Genomic DNA, 16,823 nt, shown 5'->3' on the forward strand with positions numbered 1-16,823 from the left:
GGCCGTAAACCCGCCGTCAAAACGTGAAGCAGCCCTTCCGGACTCACGGGTGCCCGGGGGCGACTACATTGGGCGCGTGCTCGGACTACCTCCTCACGTGACCGCCTGCCTTTTCGATCTTGACGGCGTGCTCACCCAGACCGCCCTTGTGCACAATGCTGCCTGGAAGCTGACCTTCGACGAGTTCCTCGAGAAGTGGTCGGCGCAGCACGGGCAAGAGTTCGTGCCCTTCGACTCCGGCGCCGACTATCACAAATACGTCGATGGCCGGCAGCGCGCCGACGGTGTTCGCACCTTCCTGGCCTCTCGGCAGATCACCCTTCCCGAAGGCAGCCCGGACGACGGTCCCGACCTGCAGACCGTCAACGGCGTCGGCAACCGCAAGAACCTCCTCGTCCTGCAGAAGATCAAGGAGGGCGCCGTCCAGGTCTACGACGGATCGGTCGCCTATCTGACAGCCGCGCGGGACGCCGGCCTGCGCCGGGCCGTGGTCTCCGCGAGCGCCAACTGCAAGGACGTGCTCGAGGCGGCCGGTATCGCGGACCTCATAGAGGTACGCGTGGACGGGGTGACCGCCCGTGAGCGAAACTTGCCTGGCAAGCCTGCCCCCGACACGTTCCTGTACGCCGCCGAGCAGCTCGGACTCCCGCCCGAGAACTGCGCTGTGTACGAGGACGCGCTGGCCGGGGTCGCGGCGGGTCACGCCGGCAAGTTCGGGATCACCATCGGGGTTGACCGCGTGGGTCAGACTCAGGCCCTTCTGGACAACGGCGCCGACATTGTGGTCACCGACCTGTCCGAAATCCTGACGCGCTGAACGCGTATCAGCGTTTATATCTTCAAGACTTTCACCTTTCTCATTTGCGAGAGGCACCACCGTGATCCGTGAACGGGCCTATCCCGTCGACCCCTGGCACATCCGGGAGACGCGACTCGACCTGGACCTGCTGGCCCAGTCCGAGTCGGTGTTCGCGCTGGCCAACGGTCACATCGGGATACGCGGAAACCTGGACGAGGGCGAGCCGCACGGTCTGCCCGGCACCTACCTGAACTCGTTCTACGAGCTCCGGCCGCTGCCGTACGCCGAGGCCGGTTACGGCTTCCCCGAGTCGGGCCAGACGATGGTCAACGTGACCAACGCCAAGCTCATGCGGCTGCTGGTCGACGACGAGCCGTTCGACGTGCGCTACGGCGAGCTGCGGTCGCACGAGCGGGTGCTCGACCTGCGGGCCGGCACGCTCGAGCGCACCGTCGAGTGGGTGTCCCCGTCGGGCCAGGCGATCCGTGTGCGCACCGTGCGCATGGTCTCGTTCACCCAGCGGGCCGTCGTCGCTTTCCTGTACGAGGTCGAGCCGCTCGACGGGCCGTCGCGGCTCATCCTGCAGTCCGAGCTGGTCGCCAACGAGCAGCTCCCGCCGATGAGCAAAGACCCGCGCGTCGCCGCCGTCCTCGACCACCCGCTGCAGGCCGAGGAGCTGCTTGAGCAGCGCACCGGCGGCCTGCTGGTGCACCGCACCAAGGCGAGCGACCTGCGCATGGCGGCGGCCATGGAACACCTTGTCGAGACGCCCGGCAAGCACGCGGTGACCACCGAGGGCCACCCGGACTGGCTGCGCACGACCGTCGCCTGCAAGCTCGAGCCCGGTCAGAAGCTGCGGGTGGTCAAGCTGGCCGCGTACGGCTGGTCCAGCCACCGCTCCCTGCCCGCCGTGCGCGACCAGGTCGGCGCGGCGCTGGCCAGCGCCCGGCTGGACGGCTGGGAGGGCCTGGTCGAGGCGCAGCGCGACTACCTGGACGCCTTTTGGGACCACTCCGACGTCAAGGTCGAGGGCGACCCCGAGGTGCAGCAGGCGGTCCGCTTCGGGCTGTTCCACACGCTGCAGGCGGGCGCCCGGGCCGAGCAGCGACCGATCGGCTCCAAGGGCCTGTCCGGCCCCGGCTACGACGGCCACACGTTCTGGGACGCCGAGACCTTCGTGCTGCCCGCCCTGACGTACACCCAGCCGTCCGCGGCGGCCGACGTGCTGCGCTGGCGGCACTCGACGCTCGACCTGGCCCGGGAGCGGGCGCAGACGCTCGGCCTGCAGGGCGCCGCCTTCCCGTGGCGCACCATCCGCGGGCAGGAGTGCTCGGCGTACTGGCCGGCCGGCACGGCGGGCTTCCACATCGGGGCCGACATCGCCGACGCCGTCCGCCGCTACGTGCAGGCCACCGGCGACTACGACTTCGAGCGTGAGGTCGGCCTGGAGCTGCTGGTCGAGACCGCACGGCTGTGGCGCTCGCTGGGGCACCACGACCGGCACGGGCGCTTCCACATCGACGGCGTCACCGGCCCGGACGAGTACACGGCCGTGGTCGACGACAACATCTACACCAACCTGCTGGCCCAGCAGAACCTGATGACCGCGGCCGACGCGGCCAAGCGCCACCCCGACCTCGCCCGCAAGCTGGGCGTGGACGACGAGGAGACGGCGAGCTGGCGGGACGCGGCGGCCTCGGTGCACATCCCGTTCGACAAAGAGCTGGGCGTGCACCAGCAGTCCGAGGGCTTCACCCGGCTGCAGGAGTGGGACTTCGAGAACACTCCGCCCGAGGCCTACCCGCTGCTGCTGAACTACCCGTACTTCGACCTGTACCGCAAGCAGGTGGTCAAGCAGGCCGACCTGGTCATGGCGATGTACATCAGGGGTGACGCGTTCACGCCGGAGGAGAAGGCGCGCAACTTCGCCTACTACGACGCCCGTACGGTCCGGGACTCCTCGCTCTCGGCCTGTGTGCAGGCGGTGCTGGCGGCCGAGGTGGGCCACCTCGAGCTGGCCCACGACTATCTGGGCGAGGCCGCCCTGATGGACCTGCACGACCTGCACCAGAACTCGCGGGACGGCCTGCACATCGCGTCGCTGGCCGGAACCTGGATCTCGCTGGTGGCCGGCCTGGGCGGCATGCGCGACTTCAACGGTCAGCTGTCGTTCTCGCCGCGCCTGCCCAGCCGCATCAACAACCTGGAGTTCTCGCTGCTCTGGCGCGGGCTGCGGCTGCGGGTGAACGTGACCGCCGAGGACGTCACCTACTCGCTGCGCAACGGCGGCGGCTCGGCCCGCCTGGTGGTGCAGCATCACGGCAAGGACGTCGAGGTCACCCAGGTGAAGCCGGTGACCGTGCCGATCCCGCCGGCCCACCCGGTCGGCCCGGCGCCGACCCAGCCGGCCGGCCGGGCCCCGGTGCGACGCGCGACGTCGTAAGCGGGCGGACAACGAGAAAGGGCCCCGGAGAAATCCGGGGCCCTTTTCGTCGTACAGGGAAATTCTTTAAAGCATCGACACGTGCACATGGTCGGTGTGCGCACTCGGACCGTGGTAAGTGCTCCAGCCCCGGGTCGGGAACCAGATCTGCTTGTACCAGATCACGTAGTAGATGCCGAGGCGGTCGGCATTACGCACGAGGAATGCCATGAGGTTGTTGCCGTAGGTCTTCATGTCGGCGTTGTGCGCGACCGCGAAGCCCCGATCTTGCAACGACCAGTCGCAGGCCCGGCCCTTCGGATGCTCGAACGGCCCGCCGTCGCGATGGCAGCCGACGAATCTGTCGAAGCCGGCCTTCTTGACCTCTTTGTACATGTGCAGCGTGCGCGCGGTGATGCAGCCGCCGGTCGTCGGGTCGTCGACGTTGCAGGGCAGGCTGGCGAAGCCACCGTTCGAGTCACGCGGCGCGGGCGCGGCCACCGGCGACTTGGCCAGCACGACGCCCTGGGTCAGGCTCTCGCCACCGACCAGCGCGAGCGCCTTGTTGGCGGCGTCCTTCTGCTTGCGCATCGCGACCAGGTTGGTCTGCTGCTTGCGGACCTCGGCGTCGAGCGCGGCCTTCTTCGAGTTGACCTCGTCGATGACCTTGTTCAGCTCGGCCAGCTTGCGGTCCTGCAGGGTGTTGATCTCTTCGAGCGAGACCGCCTTGCGCAGGAAGTCGCTCGAGCCCTGGCTGCCGAGCAGGAAGCCGGCCGTGCCGAGGTGGCCGGTGCGGTACTGCTGGCCGGCGATCGCGTTGACCTCGGGCAGCAGCGCGAGGCGCCGGCCCTCGGCCAGTCTGATGTCGTTGGCCAGCTTCTTCTGGGCCGTCGTCGACTTCGCCACCGCGGCCTTGGCCGCGACGAAGCGGCGGTTGGAGGACTCGATGACGTCGTCCAGAGTCGCGTTCTTGCCGACCGAACCGCCTGACTCGTCGGGGGTGGCGGAGGCGCCGTCACCGGGCTCGGCCATCGCCGGGGAGGCGGGTGCGGCCAAGAAGGACAGGGCCACGATCGGCGCCAGGGCAAGCATCAGCCACCGGCGGGGTCGTACGGTCAATGCAGTTCCTTCCGGTAAACCGCCGACCGGGTTAGCTGACGGGTTCGGGACGGAAGCGATCCCTACCGCTTGACGCGGATGCACCCCACTGACCTGGTTCCCCGGCTCGCCTCGCGGCGATTGGGCGGTGGCCTGCCGGCACCTCGGGGGCGGCGCCTAGGTGGCAGAACCGGCGGCCAGTTTACCCGAGAGTTCGCGTAGCTTCAGCGCCGCGGAAAGGCAATTTCGTATTCGTTCCGACACATTCTGTGACGGCCGTGACAGCTAGTTGTGAACGAATTGCGGTGCGTGCGATAACTGTCGATTGTTCGATGAGTTCGGTATGGTCGGTGGCGGTCTCCACCCCCAGGAGGCCGCCGCCTAATCGCCTTCGGCGAGCCGGGGAACCACGATTTTGAAAGCTGGCTCAGCTTTCCGGGGTGCATCCGCGTCAGCGGTAGGGATCACTTCCGTCCCGAACCCGTCAGCTAACTCGGTCGGCGGCCGACGGAAGGAACAGGTGTGCGGCACAACACTGTCCGGCGAAGATTGGCGTCCATAACGGCGCTGCTCGTCGCGATCTCCGGCCTCATGGTCGCGGTGGCCGGTCCGGCCGCGGCGGCGCCCGGCGACAACGGCGACGACGGCGAAGGCGCCCCCAAGTCGCTCATCCAGCAACTCGAGGCGGCCTCCAAGGGCTTCGTCGAGGCCAAAGAGGCGCTGGAACTCTCCCGCAAGCGGCAGACACAGCTGGCCGCGCGGGTCAAACAACTCGATGCCGAACTCGGGCCGCGGCAGGCCGCGATCGACGAGATCGTCCAGCAGTCGTACCGGACGGGCCGGCTCGGCCCGATGACGGCGCTGCTCACGGCCAGCTCGTCCGGCAGCTTCCTCGACCGGGCCGAGACCCTGGAAACCGTGGCGGTCAAAGAGAACGCCGCCGTGGCCGACCTCAAGGCCAACCGGGACGCGCAGCAGCGGGCCAAGCTGGCCATCGACGCCGAGGTGCGCAACCAGGTCAAACAGGTCAACCTGATGGCCAAGCGCAAGGTGCAGGCCGAGGCCGCGCTGAAGGCGGCCAACACGGGTGGGGATGCCGACGAGCCGTCCGACAAGCAGGCCGGATCGAGCGACAAGGCCACCGCGGCCCCGCGGAACAAGGACGGCTCGCTGCCCAACGAGGGCTGCACCGAGAACGACCCGACCACCAACGGCTGCATCACACCGCGCATGCTGCACGCGCTCAAGCAGGCCCAGGCCGACGGGTTCACCCGCTACGTGGCATGTTTCCGCCACCAGAACAGCGGTGAGCACCCGAAGGGGCAGGCGTGCGACTTCGCGGCCGAGAAGAAGGGGTTCGGCGGGGTCGCGTCGGGCGGTGACAAGGCGTACGGCACGGATCTGGCCAACTACTTCATCAACAACTCGAGCCGGCTGGGCGTGCTCTACGTCATCTGGTTCAAACGCATCTGGCTACCGAGTAGTGGCTGGAAGGCGTACTCCCGAGGCAACGGAGACCCTTCCAGCGACCACACGAACCACGTCCATCTCTCTGTGCGCTAATTAAGTCGCGAGCGCCGCCGGTGAGATGGGGCTCGGTTTTTCGACGGCCGCGGGGTTTGCGGACGGCGGAAAATCGCGCCCCATCTCACCGGTTACAAGGCGATCGCCCGCGGAGCGAAGCGGAGCCATCAGGCTCAGCGTGCGAGGCTTACGTCTATTTGTTGACGTAGGTCTCGTATTCCTTCAGGACGTCGTCGGTTGGGCCGTCGGCTCGGATCACGCCCGACTCGAGCCAGATGCTGCGCTCGCACGTGTCCCGGATCGACTGCTCGCTGTGGCTCACCAGGAACACCGTGCCGGCCTCTTTGCGCAGGTCGCGCACCCGCTGCTCGCTGCGCTTACGGAACTTGGCGTCGCCGGTGGCCAGCGCCTCGTCGATCAGCAGCACGTCGTGCTTCTTGGCGGCGGCGATCGAGAACCGCAGCCGGGCCGACATGCCCGACGAGTACGTCTTCATCGGCAGCGAGCTGAAGTCGCCCCGGTCGTTGATGCCGGAGAACTCGATGATGCCGGGCGCCTGCTCCTTGACCTGGGCCGGCGTCATGCCCATGGCGAGGCAGCCGAGTTCGACGTTCCGCTCGCCCGACAGGTCGTTCATCAGGGCCGCGTTCACCCCCAGGAGGGACGGCTGGCCGGCCGCGTAGATGCCGCCGCCGCGCTCCACCGGCAGCAGCCCGGCGATCGCCCGCAGCAGCGTCGACTTGCCGGAGCCGTTGGTGCCGATCAGGCCGATCGCCTCACCCCGGTAGGCGATGAAGCTGACCCCCTTGACCGCGTGCACTTCGCGTACGGCTGCGCTCTTCTTGCCCGTCACGATCCGCTTGAGGCTGGCCAGCGGCGTGTTGGCGCCGGGCGCGACCGAGCCGTAGATGCGGTAGACGATGTGCGCGTTGTCCGCGATGACGGTTGGTTCCCGCTGGTCAGCCACGGCCGTGTCCCTTCTCTGCGCGCTTCGCGATGCCCCGCTGGTCAGCCACGGCCGTAACCCTTTTCTCCGCGCCAGAAGTAGACGTAGCCGCCGAAGCCGACGAGCGCGGTCCAGATGGCCGCCTGCAGCCACAGCAGCGGGGCCGAGGTGGCCAGCTCGACGTTCTCCATCAGCGCGTGCCGGACCAGCTCGATGTAGATCAGCATCGGGTTGGACTCGACCAGCGCGAGCTGCCAGCCGTGGATCCGCTCGGCGAAGAACGTGACCGGGTAGAGCACGGCCGACCCGTACATCCAGATGCGCAGGATGTAGGGAATGAGCTGGCGGATGTCGGTGATCTTGGAGATCAGCCGGGCCACGAACAGGGCCAGGCCGGTGTTGAAGATCGTCTGGAGCAGCAGGGCCGGGAGCAGCAGCAGCCACTGCAGCGTGATCGGCTCGCCGGTCAGCAGCACGATCGCGATCAGCACGATCATCGAGGCGATCATGTTGCGCACCTCGACCAGGCTGACCGCGATGGGCAGGCTGGCCCGGGGGAAGTGCAGGGCCCGGATCATCGCGATGTTCGACGTGATCGACTGGGAGCCCGCCTGCACCACCGACTGGGTGAACCCGAAGATGAAGACGCCGGCGCACAGGTACGCGATGAAGTTGTCGACGTCCTGCTTGGTGTTGATCAGAACACCGAAGATCAGGTAGTACACCCCGGCGTTGATCAGCGGGGTCAGGAGCTGCCAGACGACACCGAGCTTGGTGCTGCCCAGCGACGCGTTCACCTTCGCGTTGGCGAAAGCGGCGATGAAGTGCCGGTACGACCACAGGTGCCGGGTGTATTCCGGCAGGCTGGGCAGGCGCCCGGCCTTCGTCAGGCCATGACTCCGAGCCAGCTCTTTGAGCGATGGCCCGGTGTCGGAATCGGCAACCGCCGTCTGAGCCATGGGGTGGTGCTCCGATCTCGTCGGCCCGTGCGGGGTGCTGGGCCCTGGTTCCTTAGGCGAGAACACTTAAGCAGCATGTCAAGTCGCTGCCGATGGAACGGCTTCGTATCGACGTCCGGAGAGGTTATCGGACCAAACGGCGGAACGCAACCGTAACGTCCTGGCGTATAGTGACCGTGTGGCGACAGGAAAGCGTGCACCTGCTGGGGCGGCCGTGCTGCGGAGCGACATCACCGTGGCCATCCGCGACGCCGTGATGTACGAGCTGGCCGAGGTGGGTTACGGCCGGCTCTCGATCGAGGCTGTGGCCCGCCGGGCCGGCGTCGGGAAAACCGCGATCTACCGGCGCTGGAGCAACAAACTCGAGATGGTGCTCGAGATCGTGTCGGACGTGGCCGGCCGCAGCGTGCCGCTGCCCGACACCGGCAGCTTCGCCGGCGACCTCCAGCTCATCATGATGATCGTGAACCGGGCCCTGCAACACCGGATCGCGTCCCAGATCATTCCCGACCTGATGGCCGAGGCGGCCCGCAACCCGCAGATCGCCGAAACCCTCCAGAAGGCGCTGCGCACCCACCAGCAGGCCGTCGGCGAAAGTCTGGTCGGTCAGGCCGTGGCCCGGGGCGAACTGCCTCAGGGAACCGACCCGGACCTGGCCGTCGACCTGATCCTGGGCCCGCTCTACTGGCGGCTGGCCGTGTCGCGCAGCAAGCCCGACGAGGCGTACCTGGAAAAGCTGATGGCGGCGGTCACGGCCGCGCTCCGGAGCACGGCGGGCTGAACGCAACCGGCTTGCACCGGCGGTTCGCCGCGAGGCGGGCCCGCGGCTGCCGAAGGGGAGGGCTCCCCGCCCTCTGACCCCGGAGCCTTCATGCAGCAGCACGTGGACACCGCCGTTCTGGACGCTTCCGCCCTTTTCGCGACCGCCCTGGCCGAGGTCGCGGTCTCGGCGCCGGTCGGTCAATGGCTCAGCGCGGATGGCACGGTTCGTCTGGATATCAGGACTGACGGAACGTACGCGGGGAAGGTGGCGGGACGCAAGCGCCGGCCGCAGGGCACGTACTTCCTCGCCGGCCGCACGCTGACCCTCAGCGATGATTCCGGCCTGCACACGCCGGTTGCCGTGGGCGACGGCGTGCTCGAGATGGCCGGCCACCGCCTCGGCCGCACCGCCTGACTGAACCTTCGAGCCCGATAGGCGTCAGATCACGGCGGGCTCTCGGTGGTCGGGCGCCTCGGTGGGCGTGGGGGCCGGGTCGAGGCGGAAGCTGAGGACGGCCAGGGCGAGGCCGGCGGCGGCCAGGGCCACGCCGATCCAGACCGAGGACAGGTAGCCCCAGCCGGCGGCGATCACCACGCCGCCCAGGGCGGCTCCGGCGCTGTTGGCGACGTTGGAGGCCGACTGGTTGACCGCGGCCCCCATGAGCTGGGCGGTGGGGGCCACGGCGATCAGGCGGGCCTGCAGGGCGGGGCCGATGAACAGGGCGGCCACGCCGACCAGGAAGACGCCCGCGAACAGGCCGATCGGGTTGCGGGCGACCAGGCCGAACAGCGTGATGGTGGCGATCATGGCCACGAAGCCGAGCAGGACGCTGCGCTTGAGGTTGTGGTCGGCGGCGAAACCGCCCAGCGCGTTGCCGGCCGTCATGCCGAGGCCCATCACGGCCAGGACCCAGGGCACGTACGACTCGGACAGGCCCGTCACGTGCGTCGTGACCGGGGCGATGTAGCTGTTGACCGCGAAGAACCCGCCGAAGCCGACGGCGGCCACCGCGGCGGCCAGCCAGACGTGCGGGGACTTGAAGGCGGCCAGTTCGGCGCGCGGCGAGCCGCCGGGGGCCGCGGCCACCTCGGGCACCGTGAACAGCACGAAGAGCAGCGTGAAGGCGAAGACGCCGGCGACCGCCAGGTAGGCGGCACGCCAGCCGGCGGCCTGGCCCAGGGCGGTGATCAGGGGCACGCCGAACACGTTGGCCGCGGTGAGCCCGCCCAGCACGATCGCGAAGCTCTTGCCCTGGCTGCCGGGTCCGAGCATCGACGCCGCCAGCAGGCCGGCCGCGCCGAAGTAGGCGCCGTGGGCCAGGGCGGCCGCGAAGCGACCGGCCAGCACCAGCGCGAACGTGGGGGCCAAGGCCGAGGCGACGGTGCCGACCACGAAGAGCGAGAGCAGCAGGAGAACCAAGCGCCGGCGGGGAAGGCGGGCGGTCAGCGCGGCAATGGTGGGCGCGCCGACCACCACGCCCAAGGCGTAGATCGTGATCATCCATCCGGCCGTGGCCACCGCGTCGGGGGCCGATCGGGCGTACGCCTCGGGCAGCAGATCCTGGGCGAGGTTGGGCAGCAGGCCCATGGCCACGAACTCGGTCAGGCCGAGGCCGAAGCCGCCCAGGGCCAGGGCGAGCAGGGCCGCCCAGCGGCGACCGGCGGTAAGGTTCTCCACGTCCTCGACTCTAGAACGTTCTAGTCGTGTCAGCCGTAGAACGTTCTAGTGATCACAGGTAAATTCCCGGGGCATGAGCAGCGAGCGGCGCGCGACCCTGGCCGATGTGGCGGCGGCGGCCGGTGTCTCGGTGGCGCTCGTCTCGATCGTCATGCGGGATGCGCCCGGCGCCAGTGCGGCCACGCGGGCCCGGGTGCTCGAGGTGGCGCGGCGGCTCGACTACCAGCCCGACAGCCGGGCCCGCCTGCTGCGCAGTGGCCAGAGCCGGCTGCTCGGGGTGGTGTTCAGCGTGATGCACCCGTTCCACGACGACCTGCTGACCGGGCTGTACGACGCGGCCGAGAAGATCGGGTACGAGTTGACGCTGAGCGCCGTCACTCCCCGGCGCGACGAACGCACGGCCATCGCGGGTCTTCTTCAGGATCGATGTGCCGCCCTCGTGCTGCTGGGCCCCCAGATTCCCACTGCCGAGCTCGCCACCCTCGCCGGGCGGCTGCCGGTGGTGGCCATGATGCGTACGGTCCGGCAGCGCCAGGTCGATGTCGTGCGCACCGACGACGGGCGTGGCCTGCACCTCGCCGTCGACCACCTGGTGGCGCTCGGGCACCGGAACATCGCGCACGTCGACGGCGGACGATGGCTGTCGTCGGCGGAGCGGCGCCAGGGCTATCGGGATGCCATGCGGCGGCACGGCCTGCAGGCGTACGAGCGGGTGGTGAACGGGGGTTACGGCGAGGAGGACGGGGCGCGCGCGGCCCGGGAACTGCTCGACGACCCGCCGACCGCGGTCACCGTCTTCAACGACCTGAGCGCCACCGGCCTGCTCGACGTGCTGCGCCGGCACGGGCTGTCGGTGCCGGGCGACATCAGCGTGGTGGGCTACGACGACAGCAGCTTCAGCCGGCTCGCGCACATCGACCTGACCACCGTCGCGCAGGACATCGAGACCATGGCGACCCTGGCCGTGGCCCGCGCGGTGGAACGGATCGACGGCGCGCAGATCGTGCACCGCGAGGTGGTGATCCCGCCCCGCCTGGTGGTCCGGGGGACGACCGGCCCGCCCGCCGCCTAAGCCCTCGTCTCTCCGCGCCGAACGGGAGGGGAGAGGGGGAAACATGCGCCGAGTTCTCGTGCTCGCGGTGCTGCCGTTCCTGCTGGGCTCGTGCGGCGGCTCGAGCCCGTCGACGAGCGCGAGCCCGGCCGCCACGCCCGGCCCGGCCTGGGTGACCGTCCAGCCGGGCAACGCCACGTCGAGCCCGGCCACCAAGTTCAGCGGCACCTTCCCGCCCGCCCTGCCGCCGGTCTCGTTCCTGCCCCAGAGCTCGGCCTGCGCGATCGCCTGGAACGAGGACATCGGCCAGGTGCTCATCCCGATGACCGTGACGCCGGGGGCGGGCTCGCTGAAGGTCCAGTGGCCGGCCCGCTACGGCAACGTCTACCGCCTGGCCGCCGTGCCGCAGGAGATCGTCAGCGGCGCCCAGCCCGAGCCGAAGTGGCAGACGGTGACCACCGACGGTGGCTGCACCGGCACGGCCACCCTCAGCGGGCTCAAGTCGGGCGCGGCGTACATCGTGTGGCTCGACGCCCCGGACACCCCGCGCGGCCCGGACAACTCGCGCAGCCTCTACAGCGGCCGTTCCGGCGTGGTGAAGCCGAACTGATCAGGACGCGATGGTGTTGCGGCCGCTCCACTTGGCGGCGTACAGGCGGTCGTCGGCCTCACGGAACAGGGTCTCGCCGGACATGCCCTCGCCCAGGGCGGCCAGTCCCACGCTCACGGTGAGCCGGACGCCGGGAATGATGTCGGTCCGGGCGACGGCGGCCCGGATGCGCTCGGCCACCTCACGCCCGACGGCCAGGTCGCCCTGCAGGAAGACGGTGAACTCGTCGCCGGCGTACCGGACCGGCACGTCCTCGGCCCGGCAGTGGGCGCGCAGAATGCGGGCCACCTCCCGCAGCGCGCGGTCGCCGGCGGCGTGCGAGTACGCGTCATTGATCGCCTTGAAATGGTCGACGTCCACGATCAGCAGCACCAGCGGGGTCGTCACCCGGCCCTCGTCGATGCGGTCCATCAGCAGGTCGAACCGGCGCCGGTTGTCCAGCCCGGTGAGCGGGTCGCGCAGCACTTCCCGCTCCGCGCGCTCGCGGGCCGCCTCCGACTCCTCCCGCTGGCGGGCCTGGCGCAGCATGGCCAGCCGTTGCATGCGCAGCCGCCACAGCTCTCGGGTCTGGCCCTCGACCGCGGAGAACATGTCCCGCCCGGCCTGGCCGTCGTCGGTGGCCAGCGCGGTCAGCGCCATCTCGAAGCGGATGATCGGCTTCTCGTCGGGGCGGGGGCCGAAGGCGCACAACTCGCGGGCAGCCACGAATTCCGTACGGGCCTCGGCCAAGGCGCCCTGGGCGCGCAGGCTGATGCCGAGGGCCAGGTGCGCCATCCGGGCGTACCGGAAATTCTCGGACTGACGCAGCGGCATCACCGCCTCCCGGGCCAGCTTCTCGGCCGGAACCACGTCGCCCAGCTTGGCCAGGGCGAGCGCGAGCATGGCCGACGCCACCATGTCGTCCGGGCGCTGCTCGACGTGGCGCCGGGTGATCTCGGCGCTGCGCCGCAGCCGGGTCGCGCCCTCGTCGTGCCGGCCGACATGGCTCAGCCGCAGACCCCAGTGCAGCAGCGTGGCCGCGTGCACCAGGCCGAAGCCGGCGTGCGTGATGCTCAGCTTCTCGTAGGTGGTCGCGGCGGTCTCGTACATCTCGGCCGCCGTCGCCGCCTCGGCGAAGGAGCAGAGCGCCGAGATGCGCCGGTCGACATCGGTGTACGGCTGATCGAGCAGCACGGCGGCGCGGGCCAGGTAGCGCATGGCCAGGAAATACCGTCCACGCAGGACCTCGACCTGAGCCAGGTCGCACAGGCACTTGGCCTCGCCCAGCGCCGAGCCGGCCGCCTGGTGCAGCCGCAGCAGCCGATCGCCGAGGTCAGCCGCCTCGACCAGCCGTCCCATGTAGAGGTTGGCGTACATCTGACCCTGCACCAGGAACAGGACCGTGCGGTGGTCGCCGACCGCGTGCGCGATGGCCAGATAGGCGTCGGCCGCCAGCAGCGCCTCGTGACCGTGGCCGGTGTCGGCCAGCCGGTGCACGCGCAGCGCCAGCAGATGCAGCGGGCCCTTCACGGTGACCGGCACCGGCAGCCGCGCACCCGAACCGATCTCGCCCGCCATGGTCCCAGTATCAACACTGGACGACGCGATCAACTACAGGGGATATCGACTTATCTCACTCGGGCGGTGTCGCGTACTTGTCCAAGCCGTCGACCAGCAGCTCCAGCCCGAGGTCGAAGCGCAGCTCGGGCCCGCCGCCGATCAGGGACTCGGCGTGCTCGGCCAGGTTCGGATAAGCCTCGGCCGGCAGCTGCTGGAGGTAGGAGAAGTACTGGTCGCTGATCGAGTCGATGAACGTCTGCTTGTCGCGGCCGACCGCCTGCCGGCGCCAGATCGAGTACTCGTACGCGTCGGCGGTGATGTAGAGAAAGATCCGGTCGAGCGCCAGCGAGGCGATCCGCGGCGGGATGCCGCCGGCCAGCATCATGCCCAGCATCGCGTCCGAGATGCGCAGCGCGTTGGGGCCGCTGGGGATGGTTGCGAGCGCGGCCCGGGCCAGGTCGTTGTAGCTGAGCATCGCCGCGTGCCCGGCCCGGGCGAGCTCCTTGACCTGCTCCTTCCAGCGGGGTGGATCGAGCTTCGGTACGCCGACCTCGCCGCACATCTCGTCGAACATCAGCTGAAGCAGCTCGTCCTTGTTGCGTACGTGCGCATAGAGGCTCGACGGCCCGGTGTCGAACTCGCCCGCGAGCCGCCGCATGCTCACGGCGTCGACCCCCTCGTCCCGCACGATCCGCAATGCGGTCCGCACGATCTGCTCCCGGACCAGCGGAGTCTTCGCGGGCCGGGACGGTCGGGCGCCGGGCGGCCAGGGCAGCTCTGTCACGTAGGCGAATTTACCTTGCCACGAACACTGTTCGCGCGTAGAACGGTGTTCGTCAAACGAACACCGTTCGTCGGGGGAGAGGTCGTAGTCATGGATGCCGTACTCGAGCGGTCGGCGGCGCCGCGCGCGCCCTACCGCTACCGCTGGGTCGCGCTCTTCGTGATCCTGGCCGTCGAGGTGATGGACCTTCTCGACGCGCTCGTCACCAACATCGCCGGACCGTCCATCCGCGCCGAACTGGGCGGGTCGTACAGCCTCGTCCAATGGCTGGGCGCCGCCTACACGCTGGCCATGGCAATCGGCCTGCTCACCGGCGGCCGGCTGGGCGATATCTACGGGCGGCGCCGGCTGTTCCTGATCGGCGCGGCCGGCTTCACCCTCGCCTCGCTGGCCTGCGCCCTCGCGCAGACACCGAGTCAGCTGATCGCCGCCCGCGCCGTCCAGGGCCTGTTCGGGGCGGTCATGCTGCCGCAGGGCCTCGGCATGATCAAGCAAATGTTCTCGCCGGCCGAGCAGGCCAAGGCGTTCGGCGCGTTCGGGCCGGTGCTGGGCCTGTCCTCGGTGGCCGGGCCGATCCTGGCCGGCTGGCTGGTCGACGCCGACTTCTTCGGGGCCGGCTGGCGCATGATCTTCATCATCAACCTGCCGCTGGGCCTGTTCGCCGTGCTGGGCGCGATCAAGTTCCTGCCCGAGTTCAAGAGTGAGCGCGCGCCGAGGCTCGACTGGCTGGGCGTGGCGCTGGCCGCCGTCGGCGCCTTCCTGCTGTTGTATCCGCTGGTGCAGGGCCGGGAACTGGACTGGCCGGTGTGGTGCTTCGCGCTGCTGGCGGTCGGCGTGATCGTCTTCGGGCTGTTCGCGATCTACGAGGGCCGTCGCGAGCGGCGGGGCCTCGACCCGCTGGTCACCCCGAGCCTGTTCCGTAAGCGTGCGTTCAGCGGCGGGCTGGCGGTCGGGTTGGTGTTCTTCGCGGCACTGATCGGCACCGGTCTGGTCTTCACCTTCTATCTGCAGATCGGGCTCGGCTACTCGCCGCTGAAGGCCGGCCTGACCACGCTGCCGCAGGCGCTGGGCACGGTGGCCGGGTTCGTGGCGGCCGGCGTCGGGCTCAGCGAGCGGCTCGGCCGCAAGCTGCTGCTGATCGGCACCGCGGTGATGATGGCGGGCACGCTCGGCTTCATGCTCACGGTCGGGCTGGCCGGGGCGGCGATCAGCCCGTGGCGGCTGAGCCCGGCGCTGGTGCTGATCGGCGCGGGGATGGGCCTGGCCATGGCCCCGTTCTTCAACATCGTGCTGGCCGGTGTGGACGACGAGGAGACGGGCTCAGCCGCGGGCGCGCTCACCTCGGTGCAGCAGCTCGGCGGGGCGTTCGGCCTCGCGATGCTCGGCACGATCTTCTTCGCGCTGGTGCCCGGTCAGGTCGCCCGGCACGTCGACGACTCGAGGGCCGAACTTCGTACGGTGCTGACGGCCGCCGGTGTGCCGGCGGACGCGCAGAACGCGGTGGCGTTGAGCCTGCGTGACTGCCTGCGCGACCGCACGGCCGAGGACGACCCCGACGTGACCCCGCCAAGTTGCCGGAACGCCCCGGCACAGCCTGAGCTGCAGGCGTTCGCCCAGGACAAGGTGCGGGCCGGGTTCCAGGACGCGACGATCGGGACCGCCGGGGTCTCGTTCCTGCTGCTGGCGCTCGCTTTCGGACTGTCGTTCCTCTTGCCGAGGCGGGCCCGTCCCGACGCGGAAGCTCACTGACTCCGGGTCGTCGGCAGGCCGGCGTCGCGCCAGGCGGCGAAACCGCCGTCGAGGTCGGTGGCCCGCCACAGGCCGAGGTCCTGCAGGGCAGCGGCGGCCAGGCTGCTGGTGTAGCCCTCCTGGCAGGTGACGATCACTTCCAGGTCGTACGAGCCGGCGAAGGGCAGCCGGGCGTCGCTGCGCGGGTCGAGCCGCCACTCCAGCACGTTGCGTTCGATGACGACGGCGCCGGGGATCTCGCCGAACTGGGCGCGCTGGGCGGCCGGCCGGATGTCGATCAGGACGGCCCCACGGCCCAGGGCGGCGGCCGTCTCGGCCGGGCCGACCCGGGTGAGCCGGGCCCGCGCGTTGGCCAGGATCTGGTCGATGCCGAGGGAGCCGGCGGGGGCCGCGGTCACCATTGCGCACCGGCCCGTTCGACCTCGAGCACCTCGAGCCCCGCGGCGGCGAGGCGGTACTTGGTCATCGTCGTGAGGGCCGGGCCGTAGACGTGCACGCTGATCGCCGGGCGGCCGGAGCGGTTGGTCATGCGGTGGACGTGGTGACTGCCGAACCGGCGGCCGGCCCCCTCGCCCAGTTCGCGTGAGGTGACGCGGGGCGGGCGGCCGTCGGCCACGACCACTGTGTCCTCGGTGAGCGTGCCGCCGAAGACGTGGAAGGCGCCGGCCGAGCCGCCGTGGTCGTGCCACTCGGTGCCCTGACCGGGCAGCCAGGTCAGCAGCCAGACCTCGTGGTCGTCGGCGACATGCAGCCGGTGGTACCACCGGTCGACCGGGTTGAACCGCGGGGCGACCGGCCACTGCTCGGGAGCGGCGGCGAAGCGGGCGGCGGCGGCGAGATGGTCGGGACGGGCGTCGACGACTGTCACGGGAGCTCCTCGCTTTTTATACATTGCCTATCAG

The 16,823-nt window shown here is 69.9% G+C and carries 16 protein-coding genes and 2 riboswitches; of the genes, 8 read left to right on the forward strand and 8 right to left on the reverse strand.

Going from position 1 to position 16,823, the window contains the following annotated elements; genetic code table 11:
• Positions 1 to 76: 76 nt before the first annotated feature.
• Positions 77 to 817, forward strand: a complete 741-nt coding sequence (locus tag OWR29_RS05680; protein WP_267561429.1) for an HAD family hydrolase — start codon at positions 77 to 79, stop codon at positions 815 to 817.
• Between the two features lie 61 nt (positions 818 to 878).
• The gene (locus OWR29_RS05685; protein WP_267561430.1) at positions 879 to 3,242 is read left to right on the forward strand and encodes a glycoside hydrolase family 65 protein; all 2,364 of its coding nucleotides are present in this window, start codon (positions 879 to 881) and stop codon (positions 3,240 to 3,242) included.
• A gap of 66 nt (positions 3,243 to 3,308) precedes the next feature.
• Here OWR29_RS05685 and OWR29_RS05690 read toward each other — a convergent pair whose 3' ends face one another.
• The gene (locus OWR29_RS05690) at positions 3,309 to 4,340 is read right to left on the reverse strand and encodes a coiled-coil domain-containing protein (RefSeq protein WP_267561431.1); all 1,032 of its coding nucleotides are present in this window, start codon (positions 4,338 to 4,340) and stop codon (positions 3,309 to 3,311) included.
• Positions 4,341 to 4,343: 3 nt separating this feature from the next.
• A riboswitch (cyclic di-AMP (ydaO/yuaA leader) is annotated at positions 4,344 to 4,477 on the reverse strand.
• Between the two features lie 210 nt (positions 4,478 to 4,687).
• Positions 4,688 to 4,838, forward strand: a riboswitch (cyclic di-AMP (ydaO/yuaA leader).
• 3 nt (positions 4,839 to 4,841) lie between these two features.
• Here OWR29_RS05690 and OWR29_RS05695 point away from each other — a divergent pair.
• Complete coding sequence (locus tag OWR29_RS05695) at positions 4,842 to 5,882, forward strand: coiled-coil domain-containing protein (RefSeq protein ID WP_267561432.1); 1,041 nt, start codon at positions 4,842 to 4,844, stop codon at positions 5,880 to 5,882.
• A 154-nt stretch (positions 5,883 to 6,036) separates the two neighbouring features.
• On the opposite strand, the gene OWR29_RS05700 is transcribed toward OWR29_RS05695, so the two are convergent.
• On the reverse strand, positions 6,037 to 6,810 hold the full coding sequence (locus tag OWR29_RS05700) for an ABC transporter ATP-binding protein (RefSeq protein WP_267561433.1): 774 nt from the start codon (positions 6,808 to 6,810) through the stop codon (positions 6,037 to 6,039).
• Between the two features lie 41 nt (positions 6,811 to 6,851).
• Entirely contained in the window at positions 6,852 to 7,748 is an 897-nt protein-coding gene (locus OWR29_RS05705; RefSeq protein WP_267561435.1) for an ABC transporter permease, read from the reverse strand.
• A 178-nt stretch (positions 7,749 to 7,926) separates the two neighbouring features.
• Between OWR29_RS05705 and OWR29_RS05710 the strand changes: the two genes are divergently transcribed.
• On the forward strand, positions 7,927 to 8,529 hold the full coding sequence (locus OWR29_RS05710) for a TetR/AcrR family transcriptional regulator (protein WP_267561436.1): 603 nt from the start codon (positions 7,927 to 7,929) through the stop codon (positions 8,527 to 8,529).
• A gap of 90 nt (positions 8,530 to 8,619) precedes the next feature.
• A complete protein-coding gene (locus tag OWR29_RS05715) occupies positions 8,620 to 8,925 on the forward strand; it encodes an Atu4866 domain-containing protein (RefSeq protein ID WP_267561437.1) in 306 nt (101 codons plus the stop codon).
• Positions 8,926 to 8,949: 24 nt separating this feature from the next.
• Here the strand turns inward: OWR29_RS05715 and OWR29_RS05720 are convergent, their stop codons facing one another.
• Positions 8,950 to 10,188: an MFS transporter gene (locus OWR29_RS05720; protein ID WP_267561438.1), complete on the reverse strand. Its 1,239-nt coding sequence runs from the start codon at positions 10,186 to 10,188 to the stop codon at positions 8,950 to 8,952.
• A gap of 73 nt (positions 10,189 to 10,261) precedes the next feature.
• On the opposite strand from OWR29_RS05720, the gene OWR29_RS05725 reads away from it, so the two are divergent.
• Together OWR29_RS05725 and OWR29_RS05730 are read left to right on the forward strand one after the other, a co-directional pair.
• Positions 10,262 to 11,260, forward strand: coding sequence for a LacI family DNA-binding transcriptional regulator (locus OWR29_RS05725; RefSeq protein ID WP_267561439.1), 999 nt, complete (start codon positions 10,262 to 10,264; stop codon positions 11,258 to 11,260).
• 43 nt (positions 11,261 to 11,303) lie between these two features.
• A complete protein-coding gene (locus OWR29_RS05730) occupies positions 11,304 to 11,849 on the forward strand; it encodes a hypothetical protein (protein ID WP_267561440.1) in 546 nt (181 codons plus the stop codon).
• Here OWR29_RS05730 and OWR29_RS05735 read toward each other — a convergent pair whose 3' ends face one another.
• Both OWR29_RS05735 and OWR29_RS05740 read right to left on the reverse strand, forming a co-directional pair.
• Positions 11,850 to 13,406 carry a GGDEF domain-containing protein gene (locus OWR29_RS05735; RefSeq protein ID WP_267561441.1) on the reverse strand — a complete coding sequence of 519 codons (1,557 nt, stop codon included), beginning with the start codon at positions 13,404 to 13,406 and terminating at the stop codon, positions 11,850 to 11,852.
• Between the two features lie 55 nt (positions 13,407 to 13,461).
• The gene (locus tag OWR29_RS05740) at positions 13,462 to 14,172 is read right to left on the reverse strand and encodes a TetR/AcrR family transcriptional regulator (protein WP_267561442.1); all 711 of its coding nucleotides are present in this window, start codon (positions 14,170 to 14,172) and stop codon (positions 13,462 to 13,464) included.
• A gap of 90 nt (positions 14,173 to 14,262) precedes the next feature.
• Between OWR29_RS05740 and OWR29_RS05745 the strand changes: the two genes are divergently transcribed.
• Complete coding sequence (locus tag OWR29_RS05745) at positions 14,263 to 15,921, forward strand: MFS transporter (RefSeq protein WP_267561443.1); 1,659 nt, start codon at positions 14,263 to 14,265, stop codon at positions 15,919 to 15,921.
• Here OWR29_RS05745 and OWR29_RS05750 read toward each other — a convergent pair.
• Complete coding sequence (locus OWR29_RS05750) at positions 15,915 to 16,322, reverse strand: rhodanese-like domain-containing protein (RefSeq protein WP_267561444.1); 408 nt, start codon at positions 16,320 to 16,322, stop codon at positions 15,915 to 15,917. The two genes, OWR29_RS05745 and OWR29_RS05750, sit on opposite strands and share 7 nt — an antisense overlap.
• Positions 16,316 to 16,789, reverse strand: coding sequence for a cysteine dioxygenase (locus tag OWR29_RS05755; protein ID WP_267561445.1), 474 nt, complete (start codon positions 16,787 to 16,789; stop codon positions 16,316 to 16,318). Before OWR29_RS05755 ends, OWR29_RS05750 begins: the two co-directional genes overlap by 7 nt.
• Positions 16,790 to 16,823 lie beyond the last annotated feature (34 nt).

The organism is Paractinoplanes pyxinae (assembly GCF_026626335.1).
GTDB lineage: Bacteria > Actinomycetota > Actinomycetes > Mycobacteriales > Micromonosporaceae > Actinoplanes > Actinoplanes pyxinae.